The organism is Bradyrhizobium sp. 87, assembly GCF_023073015.1.
GTDB classification, from domain to species: Bacteria; Pseudomonadota; Alphaproteobacteria; order Rhizobiales; family Xanthobacteraceae; genus Bradyrhizobium; species Bradyrhizobium canariense_D.
This window is the reverse complement of sequence record NZ_JADPIQ010000084.1, coordinates 49,544-74,692: the sequence shown is the minus strand read 5'-3', so window position 1 is coordinate 74,692 and position 25,149 is coordinate 49,544. Positions and strand designations below refer to the sequence as shown.

The following is a 25,149-nucleotide window of genomic DNA, read 5'->3' as shown; positions in this document are numbered from 1 at the left end:
TCCGATGATCAATTCGCCCGGCATGACATCTGCTTTCCCGGCGGAGGAGGGAGGCGTAGGCGACACCGGAATCGAGGGTAGCTGATTCCGGGTTTGCCGAGAATGAGGGAGACCGAAGTTAGGCCGCTGCTTCCGGCATCAGCGCCTGGGTCGGCCCGAACAGCTCCTCGAAGGCTTGCCGAAGCGCCACGTCGACATCGCTCATCGTCAGGAGCTGGCCGAGATCGACCAGCGAGGTGACGCCGTAGCGGGGATCGGCGACGCCGCAGGGCACGATGCCGGCGAAATGTGACAGCTCCGGCTCGACATTGATGGCAATGCCGTGAAACGAGACCCAGCGCTTCAGCCGGACGCCGATCGCGGCGATCTTGTCCTCGTGCTCGGGTCCCTTGTCGGGCCGCTTGACCCAGACGCCGACCCGGTCCTCGCGCCGCTCGCCACGGATGTTGAAGGCGGCGAGCGTTCGCAGAATCAGCTCCTCCAAGCTCGCGACATAGGCTCGGACATCCGGCCGGCGGCGCTTCAGGTCAAGCATGACATAGGCCACGCGCTGGCCGGGCCCGTGATAGGTGAGCTGGCCGCCGCGCCCGGTGGCAAAGGTCGGGAATCGGGCATCGAGCAGGTCGGTGGTCTTGCCCGAGGTGCCGGACGTGTAGAGCGGGGGGTGCTCCAGCAGCCAGACCAGCTCCGGGGCTGCACCGGCCGCGATCGCCGCGACGCGCGCCTCCATTTCGGCGACCGCCTCCGGATAGGGCACCGGCGCGTCCGAAATCCGCCATTCCACCGGCTCGCCGGTGGAAGCGGAAAACGGCGTCAAATCGAGCTCTTGGCGGGGGTGTTGGGGCGAATTAACCATTGGCTAACCATAACCGGGTGATGATCCCAGGAGCAAATACCAGTCCCTAGTCCTAGTCCCAAGTTGCGGTGGTGCTGAAGTGCCTACTCTCGACAAAGTCACCGTGGACCTCATGGTCGTCCTCGGGACGACGATCATGCCGATCCATCAGGTATTGCGTCTTTCCCGCGGCGCCATCATCGAGCTGGACGCAACCGAGGCCGACGAGGTCAAGGTTCTGGCCAATAATTTGCCGGTCGCCTCCGGGGTCGTGCTGGTCGACCGCAACCGCATCGCGGTCGAGGTCAAGCAGATGCTGCCACGTGTCCCGGGCACACGGTAGCGGCCCGGGCAGGCGTCGCGGCCCGGGCACGCGTCGCGGCCTGGGCACGCAGTAGCGGCCGGGCAGGCGGAAAAGGCCGATCCCGGCGCAAGGAGCCGGAACTTTCCTGCCAAGCTTGTGGAATTCAGGGCCTTTGGAGGCTTGTACCCCTCTGACGGATTTGTTAGATCGGCGCCGTTGATCCGGTTGGCCTTCAAGCCTCAAGCCGGCATCCCCAAAGCGCTCGTGGCGGAATTGGTAGACGCGCTGCCTTGAGGTGGCAGTGAGTAAAATCGTGGGGGTTCGAGTCCCTCCGAGCGCACCAAGCAAACAGACACGCGAAAGATTGTTTCGCGATTTTCGGTGCCCGCCCTGTTCGCGCTGCGGACCCTGGAACGGGGCCTCCCCAAGTCTTCGATGCTCGATCTCGCGGCCGAGGGTTCGCTCCCTCGGCGCGATCGGGCATGAAGTTGCCTGGCGAAGTTCGCTATGCCCTCACGTCCGGGTTCCCTTAGTTTGCCTGCGGTCGAGACTCCGGCTCGATCTGCGTGGCGGCGGGCTTAAACACCCTCGCCGGATGGCTGAAGATCTCGAATTCGTCGCCCCGCGCTATGCCGACAAGCGTGATCCCGCTGGCTTCGGCCGTTCGGACTGCGAGCGCGGTCGGTGCAGACATGGCAACGACGACGCCGGCGCCGATCGCGGCGGTTTTTTGCACCATCTCGACCGAAATCCGGCTGGTGAGAATGACGGCGCCAGCGCGGCCGGATGCTCCTTCCGTCGCGAGAGCGCCGGCAAGCTTGTCGAGGGCGTTGTGGCGCCCCACGTCCTCGCGCACCGTCATGGTCTTGCCGACTGGCTCGAAAAAACCCGCGGCGTGAGCGGCGCGTGTCTTGTAGTTGAGGATCTGTGACTCGCTGAGGGTTGCGACGGCCGTGCTGATCTGCTCCGCCGTGAGGTTCGCTGGCTGCTCGACGCACTGAACGATCCGCCCGGCTTCCCGCAAGCTGTCGATGCCGCACAGGCCGCAACCCGTCGGCCCGACCAGATGTCGCCGGCGCTCCTTCAGGCGGCGCCCGGCGTTCGTTCGCAGCCATAGCCGCAGTTCGATGCCGTCGCGACCGGGAACGACCGTGAGCTCCTCGATCTCGCCGATGTCCCCGATGATCCCTTCGGTCAGGCTGAATCCCACAGCAAGATCGGTCAGATCGGCGGGAGTTGCCATCACAACGGCGACGGTCGTTCCGTCGTAGACGAGTGCCACGGGACATTCCTCCGCCAGCATCCGCTCATCCCGCGTTCCGCTCGACGTCAGCCGGGGCATTCTCACGGATGCCGTGGGCATGGATGCGCGATCGTGTGCGCCGGATCGAGAGCCGTGCATGGGTGTTCGTCCTACGTCGATTCATCGACGCACGAACCGGAGCAAGGTTCCGAACGCTTGGAACTTGCCATCCCATCTCGGGTTTTGCGTGCAGGGCTTGCGATTGAAGGAAACGCCATGCGGCAAAAGGCAAAGGTCGAGAACTATGATGCGCCGGCAGGCGGCTGGGGCTCGCTCAAAGCCGTTGCCAGTATCCTGACACAGGAAGAGGTCGCCATTCTCGGCAGCGAGATCCTGCTCAAGCAGAACAAGCCGGACGGATTCATGTGCGTGAGCTGCTCCTGGGCCAAGCCGGCCAAGCCGCGTCCGTTCGAGTTCTGCGAAAACGGCGCCAAGGCGACCGCCTGGGAGATTACGCGCAAGACCGTGACACCGGAGTTCTTTGCGCAACATACGCTGGCTGAACTACGAACTTGGTCCGATCATCAGTTGGAGGAGCAGGGGCGCCTGACGACGCCGATGCGTTACGACAGGGCAAGCGACAAATATCTGCCGGTCGACTGGGAGGAGGCCTTTGCGGCTATCGGCGCCGAGCTGAACCGGCTCGATCCCCGTTCGGTCGTGATGTACACGTCTGGACGTGCCTCGCTCGAAACCAGCTACATGTACCAATTATTCGGCCGCATGTACGGCACCAACAATTTCCCCGACAGCTCGAACATGTGCCACGAAACCACGTCGGTGGCGCTGCCGGAGGTGATCGGAGTTCCGGTCGGGACCGTTCTGCTGGAGGATTTCGAGACTACCGGTTGCATCTTCTTCTTCGGCCACAACACGACCACCAATGCGCCGCGCATGCTGCATCCGCTCCAGGAGGCGGCGCAGCGCGGCGTGCCGATCATATCTTTCAATCCGCTGCGCGAGCGCGGCCTGGAGCGTTTCGTCAATCCGCAAAATCCGGTCCAGATGATCGCCGGCGGCACGCGCATCAGCTCGCAATATTATCAGGTGCGGGTCGGCGGTGATGCTGCGGCGATCGTCGGGATTTGCAAATGGGTGATCGAGGCGGACGACCTCGCGCGCAAGAATGAAGCTGCGCGCGTGGTGGATGTCGAATTCATCCAGCAGCACACGGCCGGCTTCGAGGAGTTCGCCGCATTCTGCCGTACACAGGATTGGGACGAGATCGAACGGGCCTCGGGGCTTTCGCGCGGTGCGCTGCGCGAAGCCGCGAACACCTATATGGAAGCCAAGGCTGTGATCGCCAATTACGGCATGGGCATCACCCAGCACAAGCACGGCGTCGAGACGAACAAGATGATCGTCAACCTGCTGCTGCTTCGCGGCAATATCGGCAAGCCGGGCGCGGGCATTTTGCCGATCCGGGGCCACTCCAACGTGCAGGGCCAGCGCACCGTCGGCATCTCCGAGAAGACCAAGCTGGTGCCGCTCGACAAGCTTGCGGAGCTTTACGGTTTCGAGCCGCCGCGGTGGGAGGGACTGTCCACCGTCGACGCCTGCCAGGGTATTCTGAAAGGCGACGTTCGCGGCTTCGTCGGCCTCGGCGGCAATTTCCTGCGCGCCGTTCCGGAGCGGTCCCTGATGGAGCCCGCCTGGTCCGGCCTGCGCCTGTCGGTGCAGATCGCGACCAAGCTCAACCGGACCCACCTCGTGCCGGGCGAGGTCACTTATCTGCTGCCGTGCCTCGGCCGGATCGAGATCGACCGGCAGGCCAGCGGCGCACAAGCGGTGTCGATGGAGGATTCCACCACCTGCATTCACGGATCGCGCGGCCAGCGCAAGCCGGTGGCCGACCATCTCCTGTCGGAGCCGGCGATCGTCGCCGCCCTGGCAAAGGCAACGTTGAAGCCCAACCCCAAGATCGATTGGGACGCCTGGGTCGCCGACTATTCGCGGGTTCGGGACGCCATCGAGCGCACCTATCCCGACCAGTTCAAGGACTTCAATGCGCGCATGTTCGAACCCGGCGGTTTTGCGCGGCCGCTCGCGGCGCGCGAGCGGAAGTGGAAGACCCCGAACGGCAAGGCCAACTTCACCGTTCCGAAGTCGGCCTTCGCGCCGCCGCGCGAGACCGACCGCGTCTATGAGCTGATGACACTGCGCGCGGACGGGCAGTTCAATACGACGATCTACGCCGAAGGCGATCGCTTTCGCGGCATCGAGGGCGGCCGCTACGTCGTGTTCATGAATCCCGCCGACATGGAGGGAGACGGGTTGAAAGCAGGAGATACCGTCACGCTGGTGACGGAGGCGGGCGACGGTGTCGAACGCAGCCTGAGCGAACTCCAAATCGTCCCCTATGGCATCCCGCGCAGGAGCATTGCGGCTTATTATCCGGAGTGCAACGTGCTCATTCCGCTCTGGCATTACGCGGAGGGCAGCAAGGTCCCTGCGGCAAAATCCATTCCGGTGCGTCTGTTCAAGGACATCCTTCCAGAGATCGTCGAGGCCGGAGAGGCTCCGATTTCGGCGTCGTGAACGCCGTCGATCACGCCCACAGGAGTGAAGGACGATGAGAGACAGCGCGTCGGACGTGACCGACATCAGCGACGCCGTTCACTTGTGCATCGACATGCAGAACATCTTCGCTCCGGGTGGCCTTTGGGAGACGCCATGGATGGCGCGAGTGTTGCCGACGATCGCCTCGATCGTTTCGCGCCATCAGGCCAGAACGATCTTCACGCGATTCATCACGCCGGAAGATCCGGAAGATCGTCCCGGACAGTGGCAGCGCTATTTTCGTCGCTGGCGCGAAGCGACCCGCAAACATCTGCCGCCATCCGGCCTCGAACTCGTGCCGGCTCTGAGCCGCTTCGTTCCGCCGGCTGCCGTCATCGACAAGCCGGCCTATTCCGCGTTCAGCAATCCTGGCCTCGCGAGCCTGCTGATCGACAAGAACGTCGGCACGGTCGTCATCACCGGGGCGGAGACGGACGTCTGCGTGCTCTCGACGGTCCTGAGCGCCGTCGATCTCGGCTTCAGGGTCGTCATCGTCGAGGATGCGCTGTGCAGCTCGTCCGACGTCGGCCATGATGCGCTGATGACGATGTATCGCACCCGCTTTCACGGCCAGGTCGATCTGATGACCGCCGAGGAATTGGCGGAGTTCTGGCGCGAGTAGGGCACGACCCGCTCAATTGACATTGTCGCCGAGCATGTTGCGGAAGGCGGCGGCGACGGCGGCAATGCCGCTGGCGCCGTGCATCAGCGCGATCTCGCCCTGTTGCTCATGGCGGATGGCGTGGGCCATCACACGCAGGCGCAGATCGCCGCGGCTATGCCACATCTGGTCGGCCATCCTGACCGCGCCTGCGTGATGCTTGCTCATCGTCTCGACGAACACCGTGTCGAATTGGTCCGCCGGCGCGGCCTTGACCTGTCGCATCTCGGCCTGTGTCAGGAAGCCCGGCATGGCGGCACGTTCGTCCGAGCTGCAATCGGGCATCTCGGTGTCGAACCAGCTCAGCCACCACGTCTCGAAAATCCGGTTCTCGCCGGTCTGGCTTGCGACCATCAGCATCGCCAGCTTTCGCAGATGCGGGTCCTGCGCGCGCTCGGTGGCGATCCGGGCCAGCGCGATGCCCTGGGCGTGATGCGCAGTCATGTGGCGGATGTAAGTCTGGTCCGCGTCCCTGTCGCGGCCCGCCCACTGCGGCTCGTAACCATGGCTGCCGAACAAGGCAGCCGCGCCGAGCAGTGCGATCAAAGCCAGCGCGCCGGTGATCCAGGCATTGGTGAAGCGAACATCGCGCGCGGGTGCTGCTCCCCCGGTCCAGCGCAGCCGGGCAAACAGGGGGTACATCACGGCCGAGGAGCCGTGGACGAGCAGGCCGATCCAGTAGGGCTGCTGCAGCGTGAACAGCGGTTGCCAAAACGGAAACAGGGGCACCAGCACGAACCATTCCATGCTTGACGAGAACACGGCCCAGGGCAGCGCGAGCAGCAGGATCGTCAGCGGCCGCAGGTCGGCGGTCCAGCGCCCGAGCACACCGAAGAACACCAGAGCCCAGGAGAAGTCCGCCCATTGGTGGAAGGCGATCCCGACAAGGATCGCGCTCCACGACGGCTCTGCGCTGATCGCCCAATCGCGCGCGGGGATGGCGGCGACCGTCATCCAGTCGACGGCGGCATCGCGTCCGATGCGCGCGGCGAACAGCTGGCTGACGATGGTCGAGAAGGTGCTGCTGACCAGGCCGAGTTCGGCAGCGGCGACCCAGCGCGAGCGTCGCCGTGAGGCGGCTTCATCACCGGTGCGAATTGACTTGGAAATGGCTGACGGCGCGGCGGCGTTCACGTCAGCTGATTGAGTTTCTTCAACGGATTGAGCTCGCTCGGCTTGCTCTGTTCGTCCCGGCCGCGCTCCGCTTGCTGCTTGCCTTCCTCATGGAGATCCTGATCCCCGACGATCTCGCCGACGGCCTGTTTCGTCTTGCCGGCGATCCGCTGACCGAGGCCCTTGGTCTTGCTCATGATCCGCCTCCTGGCTCACGCCGCCACCCCGGCGCTTGAAGGGGGTGAGCGCCGGGGCTGCGGTTTCGTCTATTCAGCCTCCGGCAGGGGGGACGTCGGAGGCGTTGATGAGACTCTCTGACGCGCGGATGGTTCCTCGGCCGTCACCGTGGCTCGAGTTCGATGATCACGCCTTCATTGCCGCGGAGCAGGATGGAGGCGTCCGGCAGCGGCTCGGACGGCAGGTCGAGATGCGTCGACATCAGCAGGCGGCCGCGACCTTGCCAATGCAATTTCCGCGGCTCGGCGGCAATGTTGAGCGCGACCAGAATTTCCTTGCCGCCATCCGTCCGCCTGTAGGCAAGAACGTCGTTCTGCGCGCGTAGGGGCTCGTAGCCGCCGTGGCGCAGGCACGCGCGCTCGCGCCGCAGTCGCATCAGCGCGCGAAACAGCGCCAGGATCGAACGTGGGTCGCGCTGCTGCGCGGCCACGTTGGCCGCGCCGTCGCGCGGCTCGAGCGGCAGCCATGGATCGCCGGTTGTAAAGCCGCCGTTGCTGCTGTCATCCCATCGCATCGGCGCGCGTTCGGGATCGCGGCAAAGGCCATACCCCGGCACGAGCTTCTCGAAGGGATCGTGGACGCGGTCGGGCGGAATGGGAACGCGCTTGCGGCCGATCTCGTCGCCCATGAAGAAGAAGGGCGTTCCCCGCAGCGTCATCAGCAGCATCGCCAGCACGCGCATTTGCGGCTCGCCGATTTGGCTCGCGATCCGTTGCTTGTCGTGACCACCGATCACCCAGACCGGCCATGCATGATCCGGGATGGCGTTGAAATACGCGTCGATCGTTGCTTGCAGGGACAGCGCGTCCCATTGCGAGTCCAGCAGTGCGAAATTGAGGGGCAGATGCAGGCGCGGTCGGTCGTTGCCGTAGAAGTGGCCGATGCGGTCGGTCTTGCCTTGGACTTCACCGCACAACATCCGCCCTGGATAGCCGTCGATCACCTCGCGAATGAATTCGATGCAATCCATCGTCTCCGGCCGGTCGTCGGTAAAGACGGGCGTCTGGCGCTGCGGCGGCGGCTTGCCTTTCGCTTGCGGGTTATGCGGATTGTCGCGCAGCAGCGCGTCCTTGATCAGGACCGCGCTGGCATCGACGCGAAAGCCGTCGACGCCGCGATCGAGCCAGAAGCGCATGACGTCGGCGATCGCGGCGCGCAGTTGCGGGTTGCGCCAGTTCAGATCAGGCTGCTCGACCAGGAAGGAGTGATAGTAATATTGCCGCCGCGCCTCGCACCATTCCCAGCCGCTGCCGCCGAAGCGGCTCAGCCAGTTGTTCGGCGGGCCGCCGTTCTCGGCTGCGTCGGCCCAGATGTACCAATCGGCCTTCGCGCTGTTCCGTGAGCTGCTGCTCTCGACGAACCATGCGTGATCGTTCGCGGTATGATTGGGCACGAGATCGAGGATCACGCGGATATCCGCCGCGTGCAGGGCCTTGAGCAGGCGGTCGAACGCCTCGAGGCTGCCGAACGCAGGATCGATCGAGCAGTAGTCGGAGATGTCGTAGCCCAGGTCGCGAAACGGGCTCTTGTAGACCGGCGTCAGCCACACCGCGTCGACGCCGAGCCATTTCAGATAGTCGATGCGGGATGTCAGGCCGGCGAGATCACCCTTGCCGTCGCCGTCCGAGTCCTGGAACGAGATCAGTGCGATTTCGTAGATGACGGCGGATTCCCACCACGCACCTTCGTTACGGGACGCTTCGCTCATTGTCTTGCATCACCTCGTCGCGCGTTCTCAGGTCCGTTCCGTCGCGGCGTGCGCTGCGATCTGCTTGGCCGCGGTTCGGGCGCTCTCGATGCCCTTGGGAAAGCCGCTGCGGTTCGGATACAGCTTGCGCCGTGCGTCGCGCTGCGGCCGCTGCGGCTTGGTGTCCTGCGCGGCGCGGTAATCGAGCATCGCGATGCCGCCGACCATCAGCAGCGCCAGCGCGATATTGCCCTTTTTGGGATTGTCCGCGGTCAGCCCCGAGAGCAGCGCGGCGGCATCGAGGCCGTCGCCGCCGACGCGGGCCCACAGGCCGGCGTTCTTCTCGACCGAGAGCGTCATGACCCCGGCCAGGATCTCGCGCAGGCCGAAGGTGCGGACCAGCGTCTCATGGCCCTCCATGCCCAGCGTTTCCGTGACGCGCCGCGGCGCGAAGAATTCCACGACGCCGAGACCGATGCTGAACCAGCCGAGCGCACGGGCGAGCTGGTCTTCGGGCCGCTTCAGGCTCGGGCCGCCCTCGACGATTTTCGGGTCGCCCTTGGTGCGAACGATGTTGGAGAAATGAAACATGGGTCTTGCTCCTCAGGGCTTCAGCACGACCTTGACGCAGGAGTCGCGCTTGTCGCGAAACACCTGGTACATCTCGGGGCCTTGGCTAAGCGGGACGGTGTGGGTGATGACGAAGGACGGATCGATCTGACCTTCCTCGATGCGATGGAGCAGGTCGTCGGTCCAGCGGTTGACGTGGGTCTGGCCGGTGCGCATCGTCAGGCCCTTGTTCATGAAGGCGCCCATCGGCAGCATGTCGGAGAATCCGCTGTACACGCCTGCCACCGAAATGATGCCGCCGGGCCGGCAGACATAGATCATCTCGCGCAGCACATGCGGCCGGTCGCTCTCCACCATGACCATCTGCTTGGCGCGGTCGAGCAGCGTGTCGGGCAGGGACGCCATCACATGCGACTCCATCCCGACGCAATCAATACACTTCTCAGGGCCTCTGCCGTCGGTGAGCTCCTCGAGTCGCTCGAGGACGCTTTCGGTTTCGAAGTTGATGGTGGTGGCGCCGCCCGCTTCGGCCATGCTGAGCCGCTCGGGCAGGCAATCGATCGCGATCACCTGGTTGGCGCCGAGGAGGATGGCGCTGCGGATCGCCATCTGCCCCACGGGACCGCAGCCCCAGATCGCGACCGTGTCGGTCGGCTCGATGTCGCATTGCACGGCGGCCTGCCAGCCGGTCGGGAAGATGTCGCTGAGAAACAGCAACTGCTCGTCGGGAATGCCCGCGGGCACCTTGATGTGCGTGGCGTCAGCGAACGGCACGCGCAAATATTCGGCCTGGCCGCCGGGATAGCCGCCGGTCAGGTGCGTATAGCCGAACAGGCCGGCGCCCGAATGACCAAACGCTTTTTCAGCGAGATGACTCTTGCGATTGGTGGTTTCGCAAACCGAGAAATTGCCACGCTTGCACTGGTCGCATTCGCCGCAAATGATTGTGAAGGGCACGACGATGCGGTCGCCCTTCTTCAGCTTGCCGTCGACGCCCGAGCCGACCTCGACCACTTCGCCCATGGTCTCGTGGCCCATGATGTCCCCGGGCAGCATGCCCGGAATGTAATTGTGAAAGAGGTGGAGGTCCGAGCCGCAGATGGCGCAGCTCGTGACTTTGATGATGGCATCCCGCGCGTCCTGAATTTCCGGATCGGTGACGGTGTCGCAGCGTATGTCTTCCTTGCCGTGCCAAACCAGCGCCTTCATCTCTGTTCTCCCGAGCTACGAGGCAACCAAGTCGAACAACGAACGATGGTTGCTATTGCACAGTGCAAAATCTTTGCGCCGCACCAGCGTGCGTCCCCGATAGGAACGAGCGCCCATTGCGGTGATTGGAGCGTCATCAATCCCCCTCGAGGATTAGCGAAGGATACGCTCATGCCCGCCAATCAACTTGCCGTCGTCACCGGCGCCTCCACCGGCATCGGGCTGGAACTCGCCAGATGCTGTGCCCAAGCAGGTTTCAACCTTGTCATCGCGGCGGACGAGCCCGAGATCGAGAGGGTGGCCGTCGATCTGCGCAGGCTCGGCAGCAGCGTCGAACCGGTCCAGGCCGATCTCGCCACCACCGAAGGCGTCGACGAGCTCTGCGCCGCGGTCGGCGACCGGCCGATCGACGCGCTGCTGGCCAATGCCGGCGTTGGTCTTGGCAAGGCCTTCCTCGACCAGGATTTTGCCAGGATCAAGCACCTCGTCGACACCAACATCACCGGCACGCTGTATCTGATCCATCGCGCCGGCAACGCGATGCTTCGCCGCAATTCGGGGCGCATCCTGATCACGGGCTCGATCGCGGGATTCACGCCGGGCAGTTTTCAGGCGGTCTACAACGCCAGCAAGGCGTTTCTTGATTCATTCTCATTCGCGCTCCGCGAGGAGTTGCGCGACAGCGGCGTCACCGTCACCTGCCTGATGCCTGGCGCCACGGAAACGGAGTTCTTCCGCCGCGCCGACATGATGGATACCAAGGTCGGCACCGAGCCGAAGGACAGTGCCTACGACGTGGCGAAGGCCGGCTTCGACGCCATGTTGCGCGGGGAGTCCGACATCGTGACCGGAATGAAGAACAAGATCCAGACCACGATCGCCAACGTCACGCCGAACGAGATGCTGGCCAAGCAGCATCGCAAGATGGCGGAGCCGGGCACGGCGAAGTCGTAGAACGATACCGTCGCAATCTAAGCTAACCGGTGCGGCGCGGACCGATAAGGAGGACGCCGATTCACATAGCCTAATGCGCAAAGCTCCCCGCGCCGTCAGACTGGTTCGGCTGGAAAAAGGGGGCTGTGATGCCGATGGATCGCGTCGAACAGGCCTTTGTCGCAACGGCAATCACGGGTTTTCTCGTCATGATGGCGGCGATCGTCTGGATGATGATGGGTTGATGACCGGGAGGGCTGCTGATTTGCGGATCGCGTTGCCCTATGCTGCGGTGCTTCTGTGTCTGGCGGTGACCGCCTGGCTCGCTTTCGCGCATCTGTTCTGATCGCCGTCAGGCTCGGCCGTGCGGATCGGCGATCAGCGCCGCCAGCCTCTGTGCCATCGCAGGCATATCGATCGGTTTCTCCAGGATCGGCACGTCGTGGAATTCCGGACTGATCGTGACCTTGTCGTATCCGGTCGTGAAGAGGAAGGGGACGTTCCGTGCCTTCAGTTCGCGCGCGACCGGAAAGATCATCTCGCTGCGGATGTTCACGTCGAGCACGGCGGCATCCAGAACACTGCCGTCGTGCAGGATACGGAGTGCGTCGTTGAGATCGCCCACCGGGCCCGCGATGTCTGCGCCGAGCGCGCGACATGCTCTGCCAATATCGTCGGCGAGAAAATATTCGTCCTCGACAATGAAGATGCGTCGCCCGCTGAGCGCCGACTCTGGACCTGACGATCGAGGCGACATCGCCATGGTGCCTTCCACCCCTTCGTTGCCGGTTCATAGGAACATAGGGCGGTGACCCGCCTTGGTACAAACGAATACAACCGATAGTGGGTTCCATGAGCAACCGCGACATCATCGTCATAGGTGGCTCGGCCGGCGCGACCGCGCCGCTGAAGCAGATCCTGGGCCGGCTGCCGCCGGATCTGCCCGCGGCGGTGTTCATCGTGCTGCACATCCCGGCGCAGGGCATCGGCATTCTCTCGACGGTGGCCAGCAGCGCCGGTCCGCTCCCGGTCCGGCAGGCCGAAAACGGCATGAAGATCGAGCCAGGCCGGGTTTATCTGGCCGCACCGGACCACCATCTGCTGCTGTCCGAGGATCGCGTATTCCTCGGGCGCGGCCCGCGCGAGAACATGGTCCGGCCGGCCATCGATGCCTTGTTTCGCTCGGCCGCCATCAATTACGGCCCACGTGTGATCGGTGTGCTGCTCAGCGGCCTGTTGTCGGACGGTTCGGCCGGTCTCAACGCCATCAAGCGTTGCGGCGGGATTTCGGTGGTTCAGGACCCCTCGGATGCCATCGCCGATGAAATGCCAAGGAGCGCCCTCGAGGCGACCATCATCGATCTTTGCGTTCCCGGCGCCGGAATGGGCGACGTGCTGTCTGATCTCGCCAGGGAGGCTGCCGGCGCCGCACTGCCGATCCCGCCGGAGATCCGGCTCGAGGTCGAGATCGCGGCCGGCGAACGGATCGGCAGTGACCGTCTCGTCTCGATGGCCGATCCGGTTGCGCTGACCTGTCCGGCCTGCGGGGGCGTCCTGTCCGAGATGAAGGAATCGCACCCGATGCGCTTCCGTTGCCAGGTCGGTCACGCCTTCGCCGCCGACGTCCTCGCAAAAGAGCAGGAGGGGCAAGTGGATGAAGCCCTGCGGGTCGCACTGCGCATCATCGAGGAGCGGGCCGAGCTGGTGCAGCGCATGGCCGCCGACGGACGGCGCAACGGCCGGCCGGCGGTGGCCGAGATGTACCAGGCGCGCGCTGCCGAATATCGCGAATATGCCGACATGATCCGGCGCGTTGTGCTAAAGTCGCTCGATCCTCCCATTCGCAAGCGGGAGGCTTGAGGGTCGCGATGGCCATTTCCCTCGCCGAATGGACCGAGCAGCTCGATACCGAGCGCCGCCATCTGATCAAGGCCGATCGGGATATCGAGGAGGGTTCGCGGCGCATCCTCGATCAGGAGGCGCGCATCCGCGAGCTCAGTGCCGGCGGCCACGACGCGGGCCAGGCGGAACGGTTGGTCGAGGCGCTGAAGCAGACCCTCACGGAATGGCTGCGCCATCGCGTCCTGATCGAGCAGCGGATCGCCTATCTTCGGCAGCAAGTCGGTCCGGAGTGATCTGGGGGCGTTGGCAGGCCACCCAAGCTCAATGCCTAATGCCCAATGCTCGCTGTACGGAACGCAGCGTGACGTTTCCGCCTTGCACCTGTTGGGATAATATCAATTCTGCTATTTGCGGCGAGCGGGCGTCCTCTGGTTCCCGTCAATGAATGAGAGCTACCGAGACCATGCATGAAATCGGCGACCAGTCGGTCGAAAGAGAGCGCCAGACCAGGTCTCCGCTGATCATCGGGGTGGGCGCCGCGCCGACAGCTCTGGATAGCGTCGAGCGGTTCTTTTCCAGGCTGACCGTAAGCGCCGACCAGGCCGTCGTGCTCGCATTCCAGCATCATGAGGCCCTCGACGAGCCGCGGCTGCGCCAGATCGTGCGAAATTCCCACGGTGGCAAGATTTCCGACGTCGGCAACGGCCAGACCATCGAGGGTGGCACGATTTATCTGTGCCCGCCGGCGATGATCACGACGATCCAGGACGGTCGCTTCGGCGTCCGCCCGGCCGAGCAGGCGCCCGGCGAGCGGGCGACGATCGACAGCTTCCTGGTGTCGCTGGCGGAAGAACGCGCCGAGCAATCGATCGGCGTGATCCTGTCCGGCATCGGCGGCGATGGCACGTTGGGTACCGCGACACTGAAGGACCACGGCGGCCTTGCCATCGCCGAAAAAGGCGCGAGCGACGACGCGGATCATCTGAAGGACGCCGATACGCCGGCGGCGATCGCCGACTACGTGCTGACCGCCGAAGACATCGCCGAGCACATCCAGGTCTATGCCCGTCATCTGCGGCGGCTGGAGGAGAAGCAGGGGTTCGATGAGGTGCTGGCCGCTGCAGCGACCTCGCTGTCGCGCATCGCCGACATCCTGCGCAGCAAGACCGGCAATGATTTCCACGGCTACAAGCAGAACACCTTCCTGCGTCGCGTGCAGCGGCGGATGCAGGTGGTCCAGATCGGCGACATTTCCGCTTACGTCGATTTCCTGCGCAACGACCAGGACGAGGCGCAGCACCTCTTCAACGACCTCTTGATCGGCGTCACCGAATTCTTCCGCGACAAGCGTGAATTCGAGGTGCTGGAGAACCAGATCGTCCCGAAGCTCTTCGAAGGCAAGGACGCGAGCCAGCAGGTTCGCGTCTGGGTGCTCGGCTGCGCAACCGGCGAGGAGGCCTATTCGATCGCTATCCTCCTGCGCGAGTACATGGCCAAAATGGACTCGCCACCGCAGGTTCAGATCTTCGCGACCGACATCGACGGACGGGCGCTGGCGGCTGCGCGCGTCGGCCGCTATCGCACCAAGATCGAAGCGGAGATGACCGGCGAGCGCCTGGCGCGCTGGTTCGTGCGCGAAGGTGACACCTATTGCGTGGTCAAGGAGCTGCGCGAGATGTGCATCTTCTCGCAGCACAACGTGATCAAGGACGCACCGTTCTCCAAGCTCGATCTCGTCTCCTGCCGCAACCTGCTGATCTACCTCAATGCCGAATTGCAGAACCGGGTGATCCCGTTATTCCACTTCGCCCTTCTGCCGGATCGGTTCCTGTTCCTCGGCAATTCCGAGAACGTCACGCGGCATCCAAAACTGTTCGTACCGGTCGACCGCCGCGCCCGCATCTTCAAGAAGCTCGAGACCGGAACCCGGCTGCCGCCGGAATTTCCGATCACGACCGCCGCGGGGAGGGCAAACCTCGAGATAGCGCCGGCGCGCTCCTTCCGCCCTGATATCGGGCTGGAGCGTCGCGCGCAGCGGATCGCGGAGCGCTATGCGCCCGCCTATGTCATCGCCGACAGCAACTTTCAGGTCCTGCACTTTTCCGGGCGCACCGGACGCTACATCGAGCCGACGGCAGGCGCCGCCACGCTCGATCTGCTCCAACTCGTCCACCGCGATCTCCGCCTGGACCTGCGGGCGGTGCTCAGCCGCGCGGCGGAGACCAACGAGCCCGCCCATGCCGAACAGGTGCAGCTCGGCGCCAACGGCCAGCACATTCCCGTCGACATCACGGTGGAGCCGATCCAGGAGAGCGGCAGCGGCGATCGCAATTTTGTCGTCCTGTTCAAGGACGGCCCGGTGCGCGCCATCGATGCCGGCGCAGGCAAGCCCAATGCGTTGGTGCAGACCGAGCATGTCGAGCGTATCGAAGGCGAGCTGCGGGCGACGCGGGAGCGCCTTCAGGCGACCATCGAAGAGCTCGAAAGCACCAATGAGGAGCTGAAGTCCTCGAACGAGGAATACCAGTCCCTCAACGAGGAGCTCCAGTCCGCGAACGAAGAACTCGAAACCTCGCGCGAGGAATTGCAGTCGGTCAACGAGGAGCTGACCACCGTCAACGGCGAGCTTGCTCACCGCGTCCAGGAATTGACGCGCGCCACCAGTGACCTCCGGAATTTCCTGGAGAGCACGCAGATCGCGACCGTATTCCTCGACAACGAGTTGCGCGTGATGAACTTCACGCCGGCGATCACGCAAATTCTGCATCTCGTAGAAACCGACATTAGCCGGCCCATCGCGCACATCAAGGCGCGCGTCCCGATCGAGGACCTCTATGACGACGTTCGCAGCGTGCTGCGGACGCTTGCCAGCGCCGAGCGCGAGCTGAGGGCGCCGGACAGCGGCACGCGCTACATCGTGCGAATCCTGCCCTATCGCAGCATCGAAAACTTCATCGCCGGGGTCGTGATCACCTTCGTTGACATCACCGCCATGACCCGCGCCGAGGAGCGGCAGCGCCTGCTGCTGGCCGAGCTCCAGCATCGGGTCCGCAACACGCTCGGCGTGGTGCGCTCGATCGCCCGTCGCACGGCCGATACGAGCTCGACGGTCGAGGAGTTTGCCTCTCATCTCGACGGCCGGCTCAACGCTTTCGCCCGTACCCAGGCGCTGGTGACCCGCGATCCCGAGGGCGGCGTCGATCTCGAATACCTCGCCGTCGAGGAGATGCTGGCCTATAATGCCAGGGAGGGCGAGCAGGTACGTGTCAGCGGTCCCCCGGTGCGTTTTCAGTCGAAGGCAGCGGAAACCTTTGCCCTTGCCATTCACGAGCTCGCGACCAACGCACTCAAATACGGCGCCCTGAGCCGGCCGAACGGTCGCATCGAGATTTCCTGGCGCCTCGAGCAGGGCACCGACCCGGCGGAGCTGGTGTTCGAGTGGCGGGAGCGCGGTGGGCCGCCGGTTGCGCCGCCGCCGCACAAAGGATTTGGGACCGAGCTTCTGGAGCGCACACTCGCGTTCGAGTTCAAGGGGCAGACCAGGTTGGCATTCAGTCCCAAGGGATTGGAATGCACGATCACCATTCCCCTCAGCAAGCGGGCGTTTCATACACCGGCGGTGGCCAGCTGATGCCCTTGTCGACGCTAGATCGCAGCCAGGTGGACCCGGTCATTCGCCGGCTGAACGTGCTGAGGCCGCTGTCGACGGAGGCCCGCACCTCGCTCGAATATGCAATGCTCGAGGGAATCCAGCGCGCAGGAGCGGGCGAGGATCTGATCTCGGAGGGCGATCCGGTCGACAGCGTGCGCCTCGTGCTGTCGGGCTGGCTCTGCCGCTACAAGACGCTCGAGGACGGGCGGCGCCAGATCGTCAATTTTCTCTTTCCCGGCGAAAGTTGCGACGCGCACGCGTTCCTGTTGTCGGTGATGGATCATTCCATCGCGGCGATGACGCCGGTCGTCTACACCGAAATCAAGCGCGCGCGGTTCGAGAGTCTGGTGGCGAGCGACCGCGCGCTGGCGGAAGCGTTCTGGTGCGAGACGCTTGTCAACAACGCGATCCAGCGCGAATGGGCCATCAATCTCGGCCGCCGGGTGGCCTTCGAACGCGTGGCCCATCTGTTCTGCGAAATCATCGAGCGGCTGCGTCCTGTCGGCATGGTCGAGGGCAATTCCTGCGTGATGCCGGTGACGCAAATGGATCTTGCGGACGCCACCGGCCTGTCGGTGGTCCATCTCAACCGCACGGTTCAGGAGTTGCGTGCTTCCGGTCTGATCGTGCTGCGCGATCGCACGCTGACCATCACCGATCTCGATGCGCTCAAGGACGCGGCGCTGTTCTCGCCGAGCTATCTGCAACTCTATCGACGGAGCTAAGCGTTTGCTCGGTTGGGGAACGGTCGTACTTGATCCAGGTTAGCGTTCGCGAATGTTTTTTGAGCGGATGGCTGGTTTTGAGTAATTGACGTAACTTACGTAAAGGCAGTTTCGTCCCGAATCCTGTATTGTCGTTCCATGAACGACGTCCTGCTTGCCCGCGCTGAGCGCGCGATCGAAGCAAGCCGCGCCCTCCGGGCGCAGCGCAGAGCGGTCGCGGACCAGCTTGATCACGCCACGCGCCAGGTGCGCCGGGTGGTGATGGAAAGCGCGATGTTGCGCTCGGAGCTCAAGGCCCTCCGCGACGACCGGGAAGGACAGGATCTCCGGCACCGCGCGCCGTCGGAATAGGAGCCGACGACACTAAACGTCTAGCTGCGCCGGGATGGGTGCCTCGCTCAGCGCCGCTTCGCTGCTTTGGATCGCCTGTTGTAAGGCGAGCGGTTGACGGGCTTGAGCGAAATGCCTTCGCGCTGCGCCTTGCTGCGAATGGCCGCGACCGGACGCTGCAGCTTGATGCTCATGACGCCCGTGGGCGTGTTTCCTTTTGCGAGCTGCTTCAGCTTGCTCACGTCCGCAGGTGTCCATCGTTCGCGCGCCCGCCGCTTGTACGCGGGGTTTGCCTTGCGCGGGCCCTTGCGGCCGATCGGTGAACCCGGTTGTTTCCATGCTGCTTTCACCATGATGATCCTCCTTCAAGTCCCTCATCAATAAGCGAATCAGCATTTCGGTTCCGGCGCACTCGAGGCAGTGCCGGCGCGCGAAGGGAATGCGCGCATCCGTCGCTGCTCGGCCGTTTCGTTTCGCACCAGCAAAATCACGCACCGTTAACTTATTGAAATGCCGGAACCTGCGGTTGCGGCCGAAGCTGCCAACACTGCCGGGCTGGGCCGCCCCAACCGGCACGAAACTCTGGCCCCGGCGCCGACCTCCCGCCGGGGCCAATTCCTCCCATCCCAATCCTTCCATCTGAAGGGCTTTGTGAAAGTACAATGACCGCGAAACGCAACCGCAGGAAACAGACCCAATCGCTCCAGGAGCGGTTGGCGGCATTCGCCCAAACCGCTCGCGAGCGTGCGCGCAGCCTGCCGCCCGGCAAGGAGCGCGACATGCTGCTTCAGCGCGCCAAGCAGAACGAGGTGACCTCGAACCTGACGGACTGGCTGAGCGAACCTGTCTACCCGAGACGGGGAGGGTGACGATGCGGAGCATCAAGCACTACCGCGCGTTCCAGATCGATCCGGACGGGCATGTGTTTGGATGCATCAACCTGGTCTGCGACGATGATGAGCAGGCCAAGCGCGAGGCCGCATCGCTCGTGCTGGTGCACCGCATCGAACTGTGGCGGCTGGACCAGCGCATCGCGCAGTTCGATGTGCCGCCGGAAGTTGTCCGCCAGTAGGGCGACGAGAGGAGAGCGAGAAGGAACCGCGCGCTGCGCCCCGGGTTGGTCGAACTGTACCGACCTCGCGAGGAGCCAGCATGACGGAAGCCGACATTCGCAAGGGGATGCCGCCCGTCAAGCTCTCGCGCGAGGCCTTCGAGCGCCGCTACAGGAGCCGGTTCGTCGATCCCGCCTTTGCACCGCTCCAGCGCGAGCTCGACGCCATCGTCGGCGCGGCCTGGGACGCCTACAGCGATTCACGCAAGGCCCCGCTGACGCGAAAGGCGGGCGCGGGATTCTCCGATCCCGATTACGACATCGCCATCGACTGGCTCGATGCGCGCGCGAAGATCCTGGCGGCGCAGCGACGCCATGACGATGCGGACGAGACGCCGCGCATCCTCATCATCAACGGCTCGGCCCGCAGCGAGCACACCTGTCCCGGCGAGATGTCCAAGACCTGGCGTCTGGTCGAACTCGCCGAGCCGGTCTTTGCCGAGCTTGGGTTTGCCGTCGACATCCTGGACCTGTCGCGCCTGGCCTCGGAGTTCGGCAAGACGATCCATCCCTGCAAATCCTGCGTCGGAACCGCGATGCCGCTCTGCCACTGGCCGTGCAGCTGCTATCCAAACTATTCGCTGGGGCAGACCGACGACTGGATGAACGATATCTATCCGCTGTGGGTCGCGGCCCACGGCATCCTGATCGTGACGCCGGTGAACTGGTATCACGTACCCGCCGGACTGAAGGCGATGATGGACCGCATGGTCTGCGCCGACGGCGGCAATCCCGATCCGACCTCGACCCACGGCAAGAAGGCGGCCGAGGCGAAGGCGCTGGAGCTGAAGGGCTGGCCTTATCCGCGCCATCTCGCCGGCCGTCATTTCGGCCTCGTCGTTCACGGCGATGCGGTCGGTGCCGAGGGCGTGCGCCGGGCCTTGTCGGATTGGTTGACCGATATGCAGTTGATCTCGGCGGGCCGCTTCGCCGAGCTCGATGGCTATGTCGGCTACATGGAGCCATACGCCACCTCGCACCGCGACCTCGATGACGACAGGGCATTCCAGACGGAGGTGCAGAACGTCGCGCGCGCACTCGGCAACGCGGTCCGCCTGGCGCGGAGCGGACAGCTTCGCGAGCCCGGTGCGGGCCTGTCGGATCCAAACCCCAAATGATGGCGAATGATCAGCCGTATGATTGCCTGATCGTCGGCGGCGGCCCGGCCGGGCTGATGGCTGCGATCTACCTCGCGCGATTTCGGCGCCGCGTCTGTGTCGTGGACGCAGGCGCGAGCCGGGCGGCGCTGATCCCGCGCAGTCACAATGTGCCGGGCTTCGTCCACGGCCTCTCCGGCACTGACCTGCTCGCGCGCATGTCCGCGCAACTGGGCGAGCTCGCGGTCACGCGCGTTGATGCCGAGGTCACCAGCTTGCGACGACACGATCACGGTTTTCAGGCGATCTGGAACGGCGGCGCGCATACGGCCGCCACCGTCATCCTTGCCTGCGGCATCGTCGACGCCCATCCGCCGTTCGACGAATGGCGCGCGGCCGTCGCGGACGGGCTGTTGCGCTACTGTCCCGTTTGCGACGCCTTCGAGGCGATCGACCGTCGCATCGGCATCGTCGGTCCGCTTCACCGCGCCGCCGGCAAGGCGCTCTTCATGCGCGGCTACTCGCGCGACGTGACGCTGCTGGCAACGGGCGAGGATGACGGGAAGCCCGCGGCAGCGGAGCTCAATGTAGCCGGTGTCGAGATCGTCGTCGCGCCCGGCCTGCGCCTGAGGCGGCGAGACGACGGCGTTGAAGCCGTCTTCGCCGATGGCCGGACGGCGCAATTCGAGATGGTCTACCCGGTGATGGGTGCGGAAGTGCGCTCGCATCTCGCGATGACGCTTGGGGCCGAACACACCGCAGACGGCCATCTGAAAGTCGACGACCATCAGCGCAGCTCGGTCGACGGGCTCTACGGCATCGGCGACGTCGTCACCGACCTGCACCAGATATCGGTCGCGTTCGGCCACGCCGCGCTCGCCGCCTGCACGATCCACAACAGCCTGCCGCGGCGGCTGGCATGAGGAACGGGGTATCGGACATTGGCAACAGAATCATCCTCGAAGACCGCGGTCTATGCGGCGCTCTTCGGCAATGTCCTGGTCGCGGTCACGAAGATCGGCGCCGCCGCGTGGACGGGAAGTTCGGCCATGACGAGCGAAGCGGTGCATTCGCTCGTCGATACGACCAATGAGATCCTGCTGCTCTACGGCTACCGGCGCGCGAGCCGCTCGCCCGACGAATCCCATCCGCTCGGCTATGGGCGCGAGCTGTATTTCTGGAGCTTCATCGTTGCGCTGCTGATCTTCGCCCTGGGCGCCGGTGTCTCGCTGTATCAGGGCATTCTGCATGTCGCCGCACCCGAGCCGATCGAAAGTCCGATCGTCAGCTTCGTGGTGCTCGGGCTGTCGTTCCTGTTTGAAGGCGGTTCCTGGCTGGTTGCCCTGCGGCGCTTCAGCTCCGACGGCCAGCGGTTCGGGTATTACCAGGCTTTCGTTCGCAGCAAGGATCCTCCGGCATTCATGGTGCTGCTCGAGGACAGCGCGGCGCTGGTCGGCATCGCCATTGCCGCGGCGGCCACTGCCGCGGCCGTATGGCTGCGCCAGCCGGTCTGGGACGGGATCGGTTCGATCATGATCGGGATATTGCTGGCGATCGTGTCGATCGGTCTCGCGCGCGAGAGCAAGAGCCTGCTGATCGGCGAGCCCGCCGATCCGGAACTTGCGCGATCGGTCCTCGACATCGCAAGGCGGTCGCCCGGCGTGCTCAGGGCCAACGGCCTGCTGACGGTGCAGCTGTCGCCGGCCGAAATCGTTGCGGCCCTCAGCATCGAATTTGCGGACGACAAGCGCGCCGACGATATCGAGCGATGCGTCGTTTCGATCGAGACCGAGATACGCAAACGCCATCCAAGCGTGGCCGCCTTGTTCATCAAGCCGCAGACCGATGCTCGCTACCGGGCGGTGCGCGCCAGGCGTTACGGCTAGCTTTGCGAGGTTCCCTGGACGTCACAATCGGCACGACGGCAGGAACGATCACAACATCCCCCTGGTTGACCGGTGCAGGGGGCGAGCAATGGAGACACCGGATGGCTCAATCCGAAGACATGACGCGCTGCATCGCGCTCTGCATGAGCTGCTATCAGACCTGCCTCGGCACCGCGATGAACCATTGCCTCGAGACCGGCGGCAAGCACGTCGAGCCCAAGCATTTCCGCCTGATGATGGCGTGCGCCGAAATGTGCCGGACGGCGGCGCATTTCATGCTGATCAATACGCCGCATCACCGGCACACATGCGGCGAATGCGCCGAAATTTGCAGCGAATGCGCCGAGGATTGCGAACGGGTCGGCGGCATGGACGAGTGCGTCGCCATGTGCCGCTCCTGCGCGCAATCCTGCCGTGCGATGGCGGCCTGAGGACAAGCCCATGCTGGAAGAGAAACTCACGGAAGCCATCGTCGAGGAGCTGAAGCGGCAGGCGGCGAACCGGCCGCAATCGCTGAAGGTCGAACGGGCGCACGACGCGAAAGCCTCGGAGGAGCTGATCGTCAACGGCAAGATCGACTTGGCCGCGCTGGTCATGGTGATCGCCGGATCGGTCGCCGGCGGGCCTTAGGTCCGGCCGTCAACGGCGCCCTCAGCCATATTCCTCGCCGATGCCGTATTCCCGGTAGATCTCCAGCGGATCGAGGTCGGGAAAAAGCCGGCATTTGGCCTGGGCGAGATGCAGGGTCACCGCCGCCGGCTCCTTGCCGTTCGCGAGCATCTTGCGGATGTCGTCCATATGCGCGCTCGGCTGGTGCTTGGTGTCGAGCTGCTCCAGCGCGACCAGCGCAGTCGCCAGCGCCTCGGTCAGAACCCAGTCGTCGTGGCCGGTGATTCCCTTCTTCGGCATCGGCAGACCCCACATGTGGCGACCCCAGTCTATCGGGACTTCCGCCAAATCTCCAAGGAGCCGTTGCAGCCAACAGGCGCGCGGACGGCTCGACGGCCGGGGCTCCGGCTTGCATTATGGCCGGGCGTGGCTAAAAGGCGGCATCGCCGGGGCAATAGTATCTTTGTTGAAACAAAGTTGGCGTAGACGGGGCTGCATGGCATTCAGGCCGGCTGTTCCGGTCTGGGCTCCTGATCCCCGCATTTGCAACACGGTCGGTTGCGCCACCCTTCAAGGCTTAAGCCCGCATGGTCTTTTTAAGCTTCGTCTATCGCTTCGTGACCAACTTCGCATTCATGGCGATGGTCTATTTCAGCCTGAATTTCATGGAGAAGTACCAGAACCGGGCGATTATCGCGATCCTGGTGCTGGTCTATACCGGCATGCGCGCAGCTTCGACGCTGCGGGCGTTCTACTTTTACCAGAAGATCGAGAAGCTGGAAGCCGAGACCAAGCGCCTTCAGGCTCCGCTCAATGACGGCACTGGCGGAACGAGTGTGCGCAAGCAGGTCGTGGTTGACGTCGCCCGGCTGCGGCGCGACGGCGAGGTCAAGTCCTATATGGACCTGTTCTTCCTGGCGCTGATCGTATTGCTCTGCGTCGCCAACATCATGCGACAGTAAGCTCTACTGCGCGCGCTTCTTCAGGCTTGCCACACGGGTCGGGCGCGGCGCTGTGCTCTTGGGCGCGGCGCTCTTGGGGGCAGTGCTCTTGGCTGCAGTGCCCTCGGTCTCTGCGGCGTGGTTCGGTGTGCCATGAGCAGCGCGCGCGGTGCGGCGAGCGTGCCACTTGCCGGCTTTGACCTTGGCCGCAGGAGGCGTCTCGGCCGCCATTGCCAGGCGCGTCGCGGCGCGCCGCGACAAGGTCGTCGACAGCAGCACCTCGACCGAGCCTTCCGGGATCGCAAAGAGATCGCGGCCAGGCGCGGGCAGGGTGGCCGCGACATTGGCGAGCGCCATGGTCTTGCGCGGCAGCAGCGGTTGGTGCGCGGCCTGTGCGTTGAGGTCGGCCAGCGAGGGTGCCGGAAGCGTCTTGGTCTGCGCGAACACGAAGTTCGGCACGGCCGGCCAGCGCGCGATCGGTGTGGTCTCGGTCGGCGGATGCAGCAGCCATTCCACCGGCGTTGTCGGCGTCGCCAGCTGCTCGGCGGTCGCGGGCACCACGTGCACGATGCGATAGCCGCGCGCCTTGAGGTCGCGGATGATCTTCGGCAGCGCCGCCACCGTGCGGGCCTGGATGTCGTGCAGCAGCAGGATGCCCTTGCCCTTGGCCTCAAGCCGCTGGATTGCGAGCTGATAGACGCGATCGGGCGACACATGGCGCCAGTCGTCCGCCGGGAAATCGGCGCTCCAGACCTGGATGCCGCGCGAGATCAGAACGTTCTCGACGCCGTCGGCGCGCATCAGGCCGGGAATGCGGAAGAACGGCGCGAGCTTGGACGGATCGGTCATTGCGGCCGATGTCCACTCGATGCCGCCATTGATCTGCGCCTCGGCCTTGTCGAGCGGCATCCGGTCCATTGTGAGCGGATGCGTCATGCTGTGGGTGCCGACGGTATGGCCCGCTGCGACCAGCTTGCGCACGCCTTCCGGGTTCGCCTTGGCCTGTTCGCCAATGATGAAGAAGGTCGCCTTGATGCACTCGTCGGCGAGGATCTGCAGCACCTGGTTGGAATATTTCGGCAACGGACCGTCGTCGAAGGTCAGGACGACTTCATGGTCCTTCAGCGGCAGCGTCTCGCGGTACTGCATGGTGCCGATGCGGGGATGCTCGTGCGGATCGACCACGAGCGTGCGGGAGGTCCCGAGCGCGTCCGGATGGCCGGGGCAGTCGGCCGCAATGGCCGGCGAGCCGATGGTCAGGACACCAAGGAATCCGCCAAGAAATCTGCCAAGGAAGCTGCCAAGGCAAAGGACGATCCACGATCGCGTCCGAGCAACAACGCTACTTCCGATCATGAACCCCGTCTGCCCTCTTAAGCGATTGCCGCCATAGTAGGTCGGAGACATCGGCAAACGGTTCAGGCGCAAGAACCGTTACCCAGAACCCTGCCGCGACAAGTCCCCTTGATACTTGCATGGCGTAGCATGAACAGACTGTTAATAGGGCCCAAATCACCCCATTTTGCACCGGCGTGACATTCCGGC

General features: G+C 64.4%; 28 protein-coding genes and 1 tRNA gene. 18 read left to right on the top strand and 11 right to left on the bottom strand.

Features of this window, described 5'->3' with window-relative positions; all coding sequences use genetic code 11:
* Nucleotides 1-118 precede the first annotated feature (118 nt).
* Nucleotides 119-856: a lipoyl(octanoyl) transferase LipB gene (gene lipB / locus IVB50_RS20020; RefSeq protein ID WP_026232907.1), complete on the bottom strand. Its 738-nt coding sequence runs from the start codon at nucleotides 854-856 to the stop codon at nucleotides 119-121.
* Between the two features lie 79 nt (nucleotides 857-935).
* On the opposite strand from lipB, the gene IVB50_RS20015 reads away from it, so the two are divergent.
* Entirely contained in the window at nucleotides 936-1,178 is a 243-nt protein-coding gene (locus IVB50_RS20015) for a FliM/FliN family flagellar motor switch protein (RefSeq protein ID WP_026232906.1), read from the top strand.
* A 219-nt stretch (nucleotides 1,179-1,397) separates the two neighbouring features.
* Nucleotides 1,398-1,482: transfer RNA gene (locus tag IVB50_RS20010), tRNA-Leu, on the top strand.
* 186 nt (nucleotides 1,483-1,668) lie between these two features.
* Here the strand turns inward: IVB50_RS20010 and fdhD are convergent.
* Nucleotides 1,669-2,481: a formate dehydrogenase accessory sulfurtransferase FdhD gene (gene fdhD, locus IVB50_RS20005; RefSeq protein WP_085395603.1), complete on the bottom strand. Its 813-nt coding sequence runs from the start codon at nucleotides 2,479-2,481 to the stop codon at nucleotides 1,669-1,671.
* A 177-nt stretch (nucleotides 2,482-2,658) separates the two neighbouring features.
* On the opposite strand from fdhD, the gene IVB50_RS20000 reads away from it, so the two are divergent.
* Together IVB50_RS20000 and IVB50_RS19995 are read left to right on the top strand one after the other, a co-directional pair.
* Nucleotides 2,659-4,980, top strand: a complete 2,322-nt coding sequence (locus IVB50_RS20000) for an FdhF/YdeP family oxidoreductase (RefSeq protein ID WP_018455225.1) — start codon at nucleotides 2,659-2,661, stop codon at nucleotides 4,978-4,980.
* 34 nt (nucleotides 4,981-5,014) lie between these two features.
* Nucleotides 5,015-5,623, top strand: a complete 609-nt coding sequence (locus IVB50_RS19995; protein ID WP_018455224.1) for an isochorismatase family cysteine hydrolase — start codon at nucleotides 5,015-5,017, stop codon at nucleotides 5,621-5,623.
* Nucleotides 5,624-5,635: 12 nt separating this feature from the next.
* Here the strand turns inward: IVB50_RS19995 and IVB50_RS19990 are convergent, their stop codons facing one another.
* The 5 genes from IVB50_RS19990 to IVB50_RS19970 form a co-directional block, all read right to left on the bottom strand.
* Nucleotides 5,636-6,796: a DUF305 domain-containing protein gene (locus IVB50_RS19990; protein WP_018455223.1), complete on the bottom strand. Its 1,161-nt coding sequence runs from the start codon at nucleotides 6,794-6,796 to the stop codon at nucleotides 5,636-5,638.
* Nucleotides 6,793-6,972, bottom strand: coding sequence for a hypothetical protein (locus IVB50_RS19985; RefSeq protein WP_018455222.1), 180 nt, complete (start codon nucleotides 6,970-6,972; stop codon nucleotides 6,793-6,795). Before IVB50_RS19985 ends, IVB50_RS19990 begins: the two co-directional genes overlap by 4 nt.
* 143 nt (nucleotides 6,973-7,115) lie before the next feature.
* A complete protein-coding gene (locus tag IVB50_RS19980; RefSeq protein WP_018455220.1) occupies nucleotides 7,116-8,720 on the bottom strand; it encodes an alpha-amylase family glycosyl hydrolase in 1,605 nt (534 codons plus the stop codon).
* Between the two features lie 27 nt (nucleotides 8,721-8,747).
* A complete protein-coding gene (locus IVB50_RS19975; protein ID WP_018455219.1) occupies nucleotides 8,748-9,290 on the bottom strand; it encodes a hypothetical protein in 543 nt (180 codons plus the stop codon).
* A 12-nt stretch (nucleotides 9,291-9,302) separates the two neighbouring features.
* Nucleotides 9,303-10,478 carry a zinc-dependent alcohol dehydrogenase gene (locus IVB50_RS19970; RefSeq protein WP_018455218.1) on the bottom strand — a complete coding sequence of 392 codons (1,176 nt, stop codon included), beginning with the start codon at nucleotides 10,476-10,478 and terminating at the stop codon, nucleotides 9,303-9,305.
* Between the two features lie 171 nt (nucleotides 10,479-10,649).
* Between IVB50_RS19970 and IVB50_RS19965 the strand changes: the two genes are divergently transcribed.
* Entirely contained in the window at nucleotides 10,650-11,432 is a 783-nt protein-coding gene (locus IVB50_RS19965; protein ID WP_018455217.1) for an SDR family NAD(P)-dependent oxidoreductase, read from the top strand.
* A gap of 331 nt (nucleotides 11,433-11,763) precedes the next feature.
* On the opposite strand, the gene IVB50_RS19960 is transcribed toward IVB50_RS19965, so the two are convergent.
* Nucleotides 11,764-12,174 carry a response regulator gene (locus tag IVB50_RS19960; protein WP_083926391.1) on the bottom strand — a complete coding sequence of 137 codons (411 nt, stop codon included), beginning with the start codon at nucleotides 12,172-12,174 and terminating at the stop codon, nucleotides 11,764-11,766.
* Between the two features lie 89 nt (nucleotides 12,175-12,263).
* On the opposite strand from IVB50_RS19960, the gene IVB50_RS19955 reads away from it, so the two are divergent.
* The 5 genes from IVB50_RS19955 to IVB50_RS19935 all read left to right on the top strand — a co-directional run bounded on the left by IVB50_RS19955 (nucleotide 12,264) and on the right by IVB50_RS19935 (nucleotide 17,981).
* Nucleotides 12,264-13,271, top strand: a complete 1,008-nt coding sequence (locus IVB50_RS19955) for a chemotaxis protein CheB (RefSeq protein ID WP_018455214.1) — start codon at nucleotides 12,264-12,266, stop codon at nucleotides 13,269-13,271.
* An 8-nt stretch (nucleotides 13,272-13,279) separates the two neighbouring features.
* Complete coding sequence (locus IVB50_RS19950) at nucleotides 13,280-13,546, top strand: hypothetical protein (protein ID WP_018455213.1); 267 nt, start codon at nucleotides 13,280-13,282, stop codon at nucleotides 13,544-13,546.
* A gap of 170 nt (nucleotides 13,547-13,716) precedes the next feature.
* Nucleotides 13,717-16,884, top strand: a complete 3,168-nt coding sequence (locus IVB50_RS19945) for a CheR family methyltransferase (RefSeq protein ID WP_018455212.1) — start codon at nucleotides 13,717-13,719, stop codon at nucleotides 16,882-16,884.
* The gene (locus IVB50_RS19940) at nucleotides 16,884-17,630 is read left to right on the top strand and encodes a Crp/Fnr family transcriptional regulator (protein ID WP_018455211.1); all 747 of its coding nucleotides are present in this window, start codon (nucleotides 16,884-16,886) and stop codon (nucleotides 17,628-17,630) included. The genes IVB50_RS19945 and IVB50_RS19940 overlap by 1 nt, the downstream gene beginning before the upstream one ends.
* A gap of 138 nt (nucleotides 17,631-17,768) precedes the next feature.
* Nucleotides 17,769-17,981 carry a hypothetical protein gene (locus tag IVB50_RS19935; protein WP_018455210.1) on the top strand — a complete coding sequence of 71 codons (213 nt, stop codon included), beginning with the start codon at nucleotides 17,769-17,771 and terminating at the stop codon, nucleotides 17,979-17,981.
* A 47-nt stretch (nucleotides 17,982-18,028) separates the two neighbouring features.
* Here the strand turns inward: IVB50_RS19935 and IVB50_RS19930 are convergent, their stop codons facing one another.
* Nucleotides 18,029-18,313, bottom strand: a complete 285-nt coding sequence (locus IVB50_RS19930; protein WP_018455209.1) for a hypothetical protein — start codon at nucleotides 18,311-18,313, stop codon at nucleotides 18,029-18,031.
* Nucleotides 18,314-18,622: 309 nt separating this feature from the next.
* Here IVB50_RS19930 and IVB50_RS19925 point away from each other — a divergent pair, with 309 nt between their 5' ends.
* The 7 genes from IVB50_RS19925 (at nucleotide 18,623) to IVB50_RS19895 (ending at nucleotide 22,684) form a co-directional block, all read left to right on the top strand.
* Nucleotides 18,623-18,829, top strand: coding sequence for a hypothetical protein (locus tag IVB50_RS19925; RefSeq protein ID WP_018455208.1), 207 nt, complete (start codon nucleotides 18,623-18,625; stop codon nucleotides 18,827-18,829).
* A 2-nt stretch (nucleotides 18,830-18,831) separates the two neighbouring features.
* Complete coding sequence (locus tag IVB50_RS19920; RefSeq protein ID WP_026232903.1) at nucleotides 18,832-19,032, top strand: hypothetical protein; 201 nt, start codon at nucleotides 18,832-18,834, stop codon at nucleotides 19,030-19,032.
* 80 nt (nucleotides 19,033-19,112) lie between these two features.
* Nucleotides 19,113-20,189 carry a flavodoxin family protein gene (locus IVB50_RS19915; protein WP_018455206.1) on the top strand — a complete coding sequence of 359 codons (1,077 nt, stop codon included), beginning with the start codon at nucleotides 19,113-19,115 and terminating at the stop codon, nucleotides 20,187-20,189.
* A complete protein-coding gene (locus tag IVB50_RS19910) occupies nucleotides 20,186-21,091 on the top strand; it encodes an NAD(P)/FAD-dependent oxidoreductase (RefSeq protein WP_026232902.1) in 906 nt (301 codons plus the stop codon). The genes IVB50_RS19915 and IVB50_RS19910 overlap by 4 nt, the downstream gene beginning before the upstream one ends.
* 18 nt (nucleotides 21,092-21,109) lie before the next feature.
* Nucleotides 21,110-22,054 (top strand): cation diffusion facilitator family transporter, encoded by a 945-nt coding sequence (locus IVB50_RS19905; RefSeq protein ID WP_018455204.1) that lies wholly within the window; start codon nucleotides 21,110-21,112, stop codon nucleotides 22,052-22,054.
* Nucleotides 22,055-22,155: 101 nt separating this feature from the next.
* Nucleotides 22,156-22,485: a four-helix bundle copper-binding protein gene (locus IVB50_RS19900; protein WP_007611368.1), complete on the top strand. Its 330-nt coding sequence runs from the start codon at nucleotides 22,156-22,158 to the stop codon at nucleotides 22,483-22,485.
* Between the two features lie 10 nt (nucleotides 22,486-22,495).
* On the top strand, nucleotides 22,496-22,684 hold the full coding sequence (locus tag IVB50_RS19895; RefSeq protein ID WP_018455203.1) for a hypothetical protein: 189 nt from the start codon (nucleotides 22,496-22,498) through the stop codon (nucleotides 22,682-22,684).
* Between the two features lie 21 nt (nucleotides 22,685-22,705).
* Here IVB50_RS19895 and IVB50_RS19890 read toward each other — a convergent pair whose 3' ends face one another.
* A complete protein-coding gene (locus IVB50_RS19890; protein ID WP_240543306.1) occupies nucleotides 22,706-22,963 on the bottom strand; it encodes a hypothetical protein in 258 nt (85 codons plus the stop codon).
* A gap of 287 nt (nucleotides 22,964-23,250) precedes the next feature.
* On the opposite strand from IVB50_RS19890, the gene IVB50_RS19885 reads away from it, so the two are divergent.
* A complete protein-coding gene (locus IVB50_RS19885; protein ID WP_018455201.1) occupies nucleotides 23,251-23,625 on the top strand; it encodes a hypothetical protein in 375 nt (124 codons plus the stop codon).
* A gap of 3 nt (nucleotides 23,626-23,628) precedes the next feature.
* On the opposite strand, the gene IVB50_RS19880 is transcribed toward IVB50_RS19885, so the two are convergent.
* Nucleotides 23,629-24,960: a polysaccharide deacetylase family protein gene (locus IVB50_RS19880; protein ID WP_018455200.1), complete on the bottom strand. Its 1,332-nt coding sequence runs from the start codon at nucleotides 24,958-24,960 to the stop codon at nucleotides 23,629-23,631.
* Nucleotides 24,961-25,149: the final 189 nt, after the last annotated feature.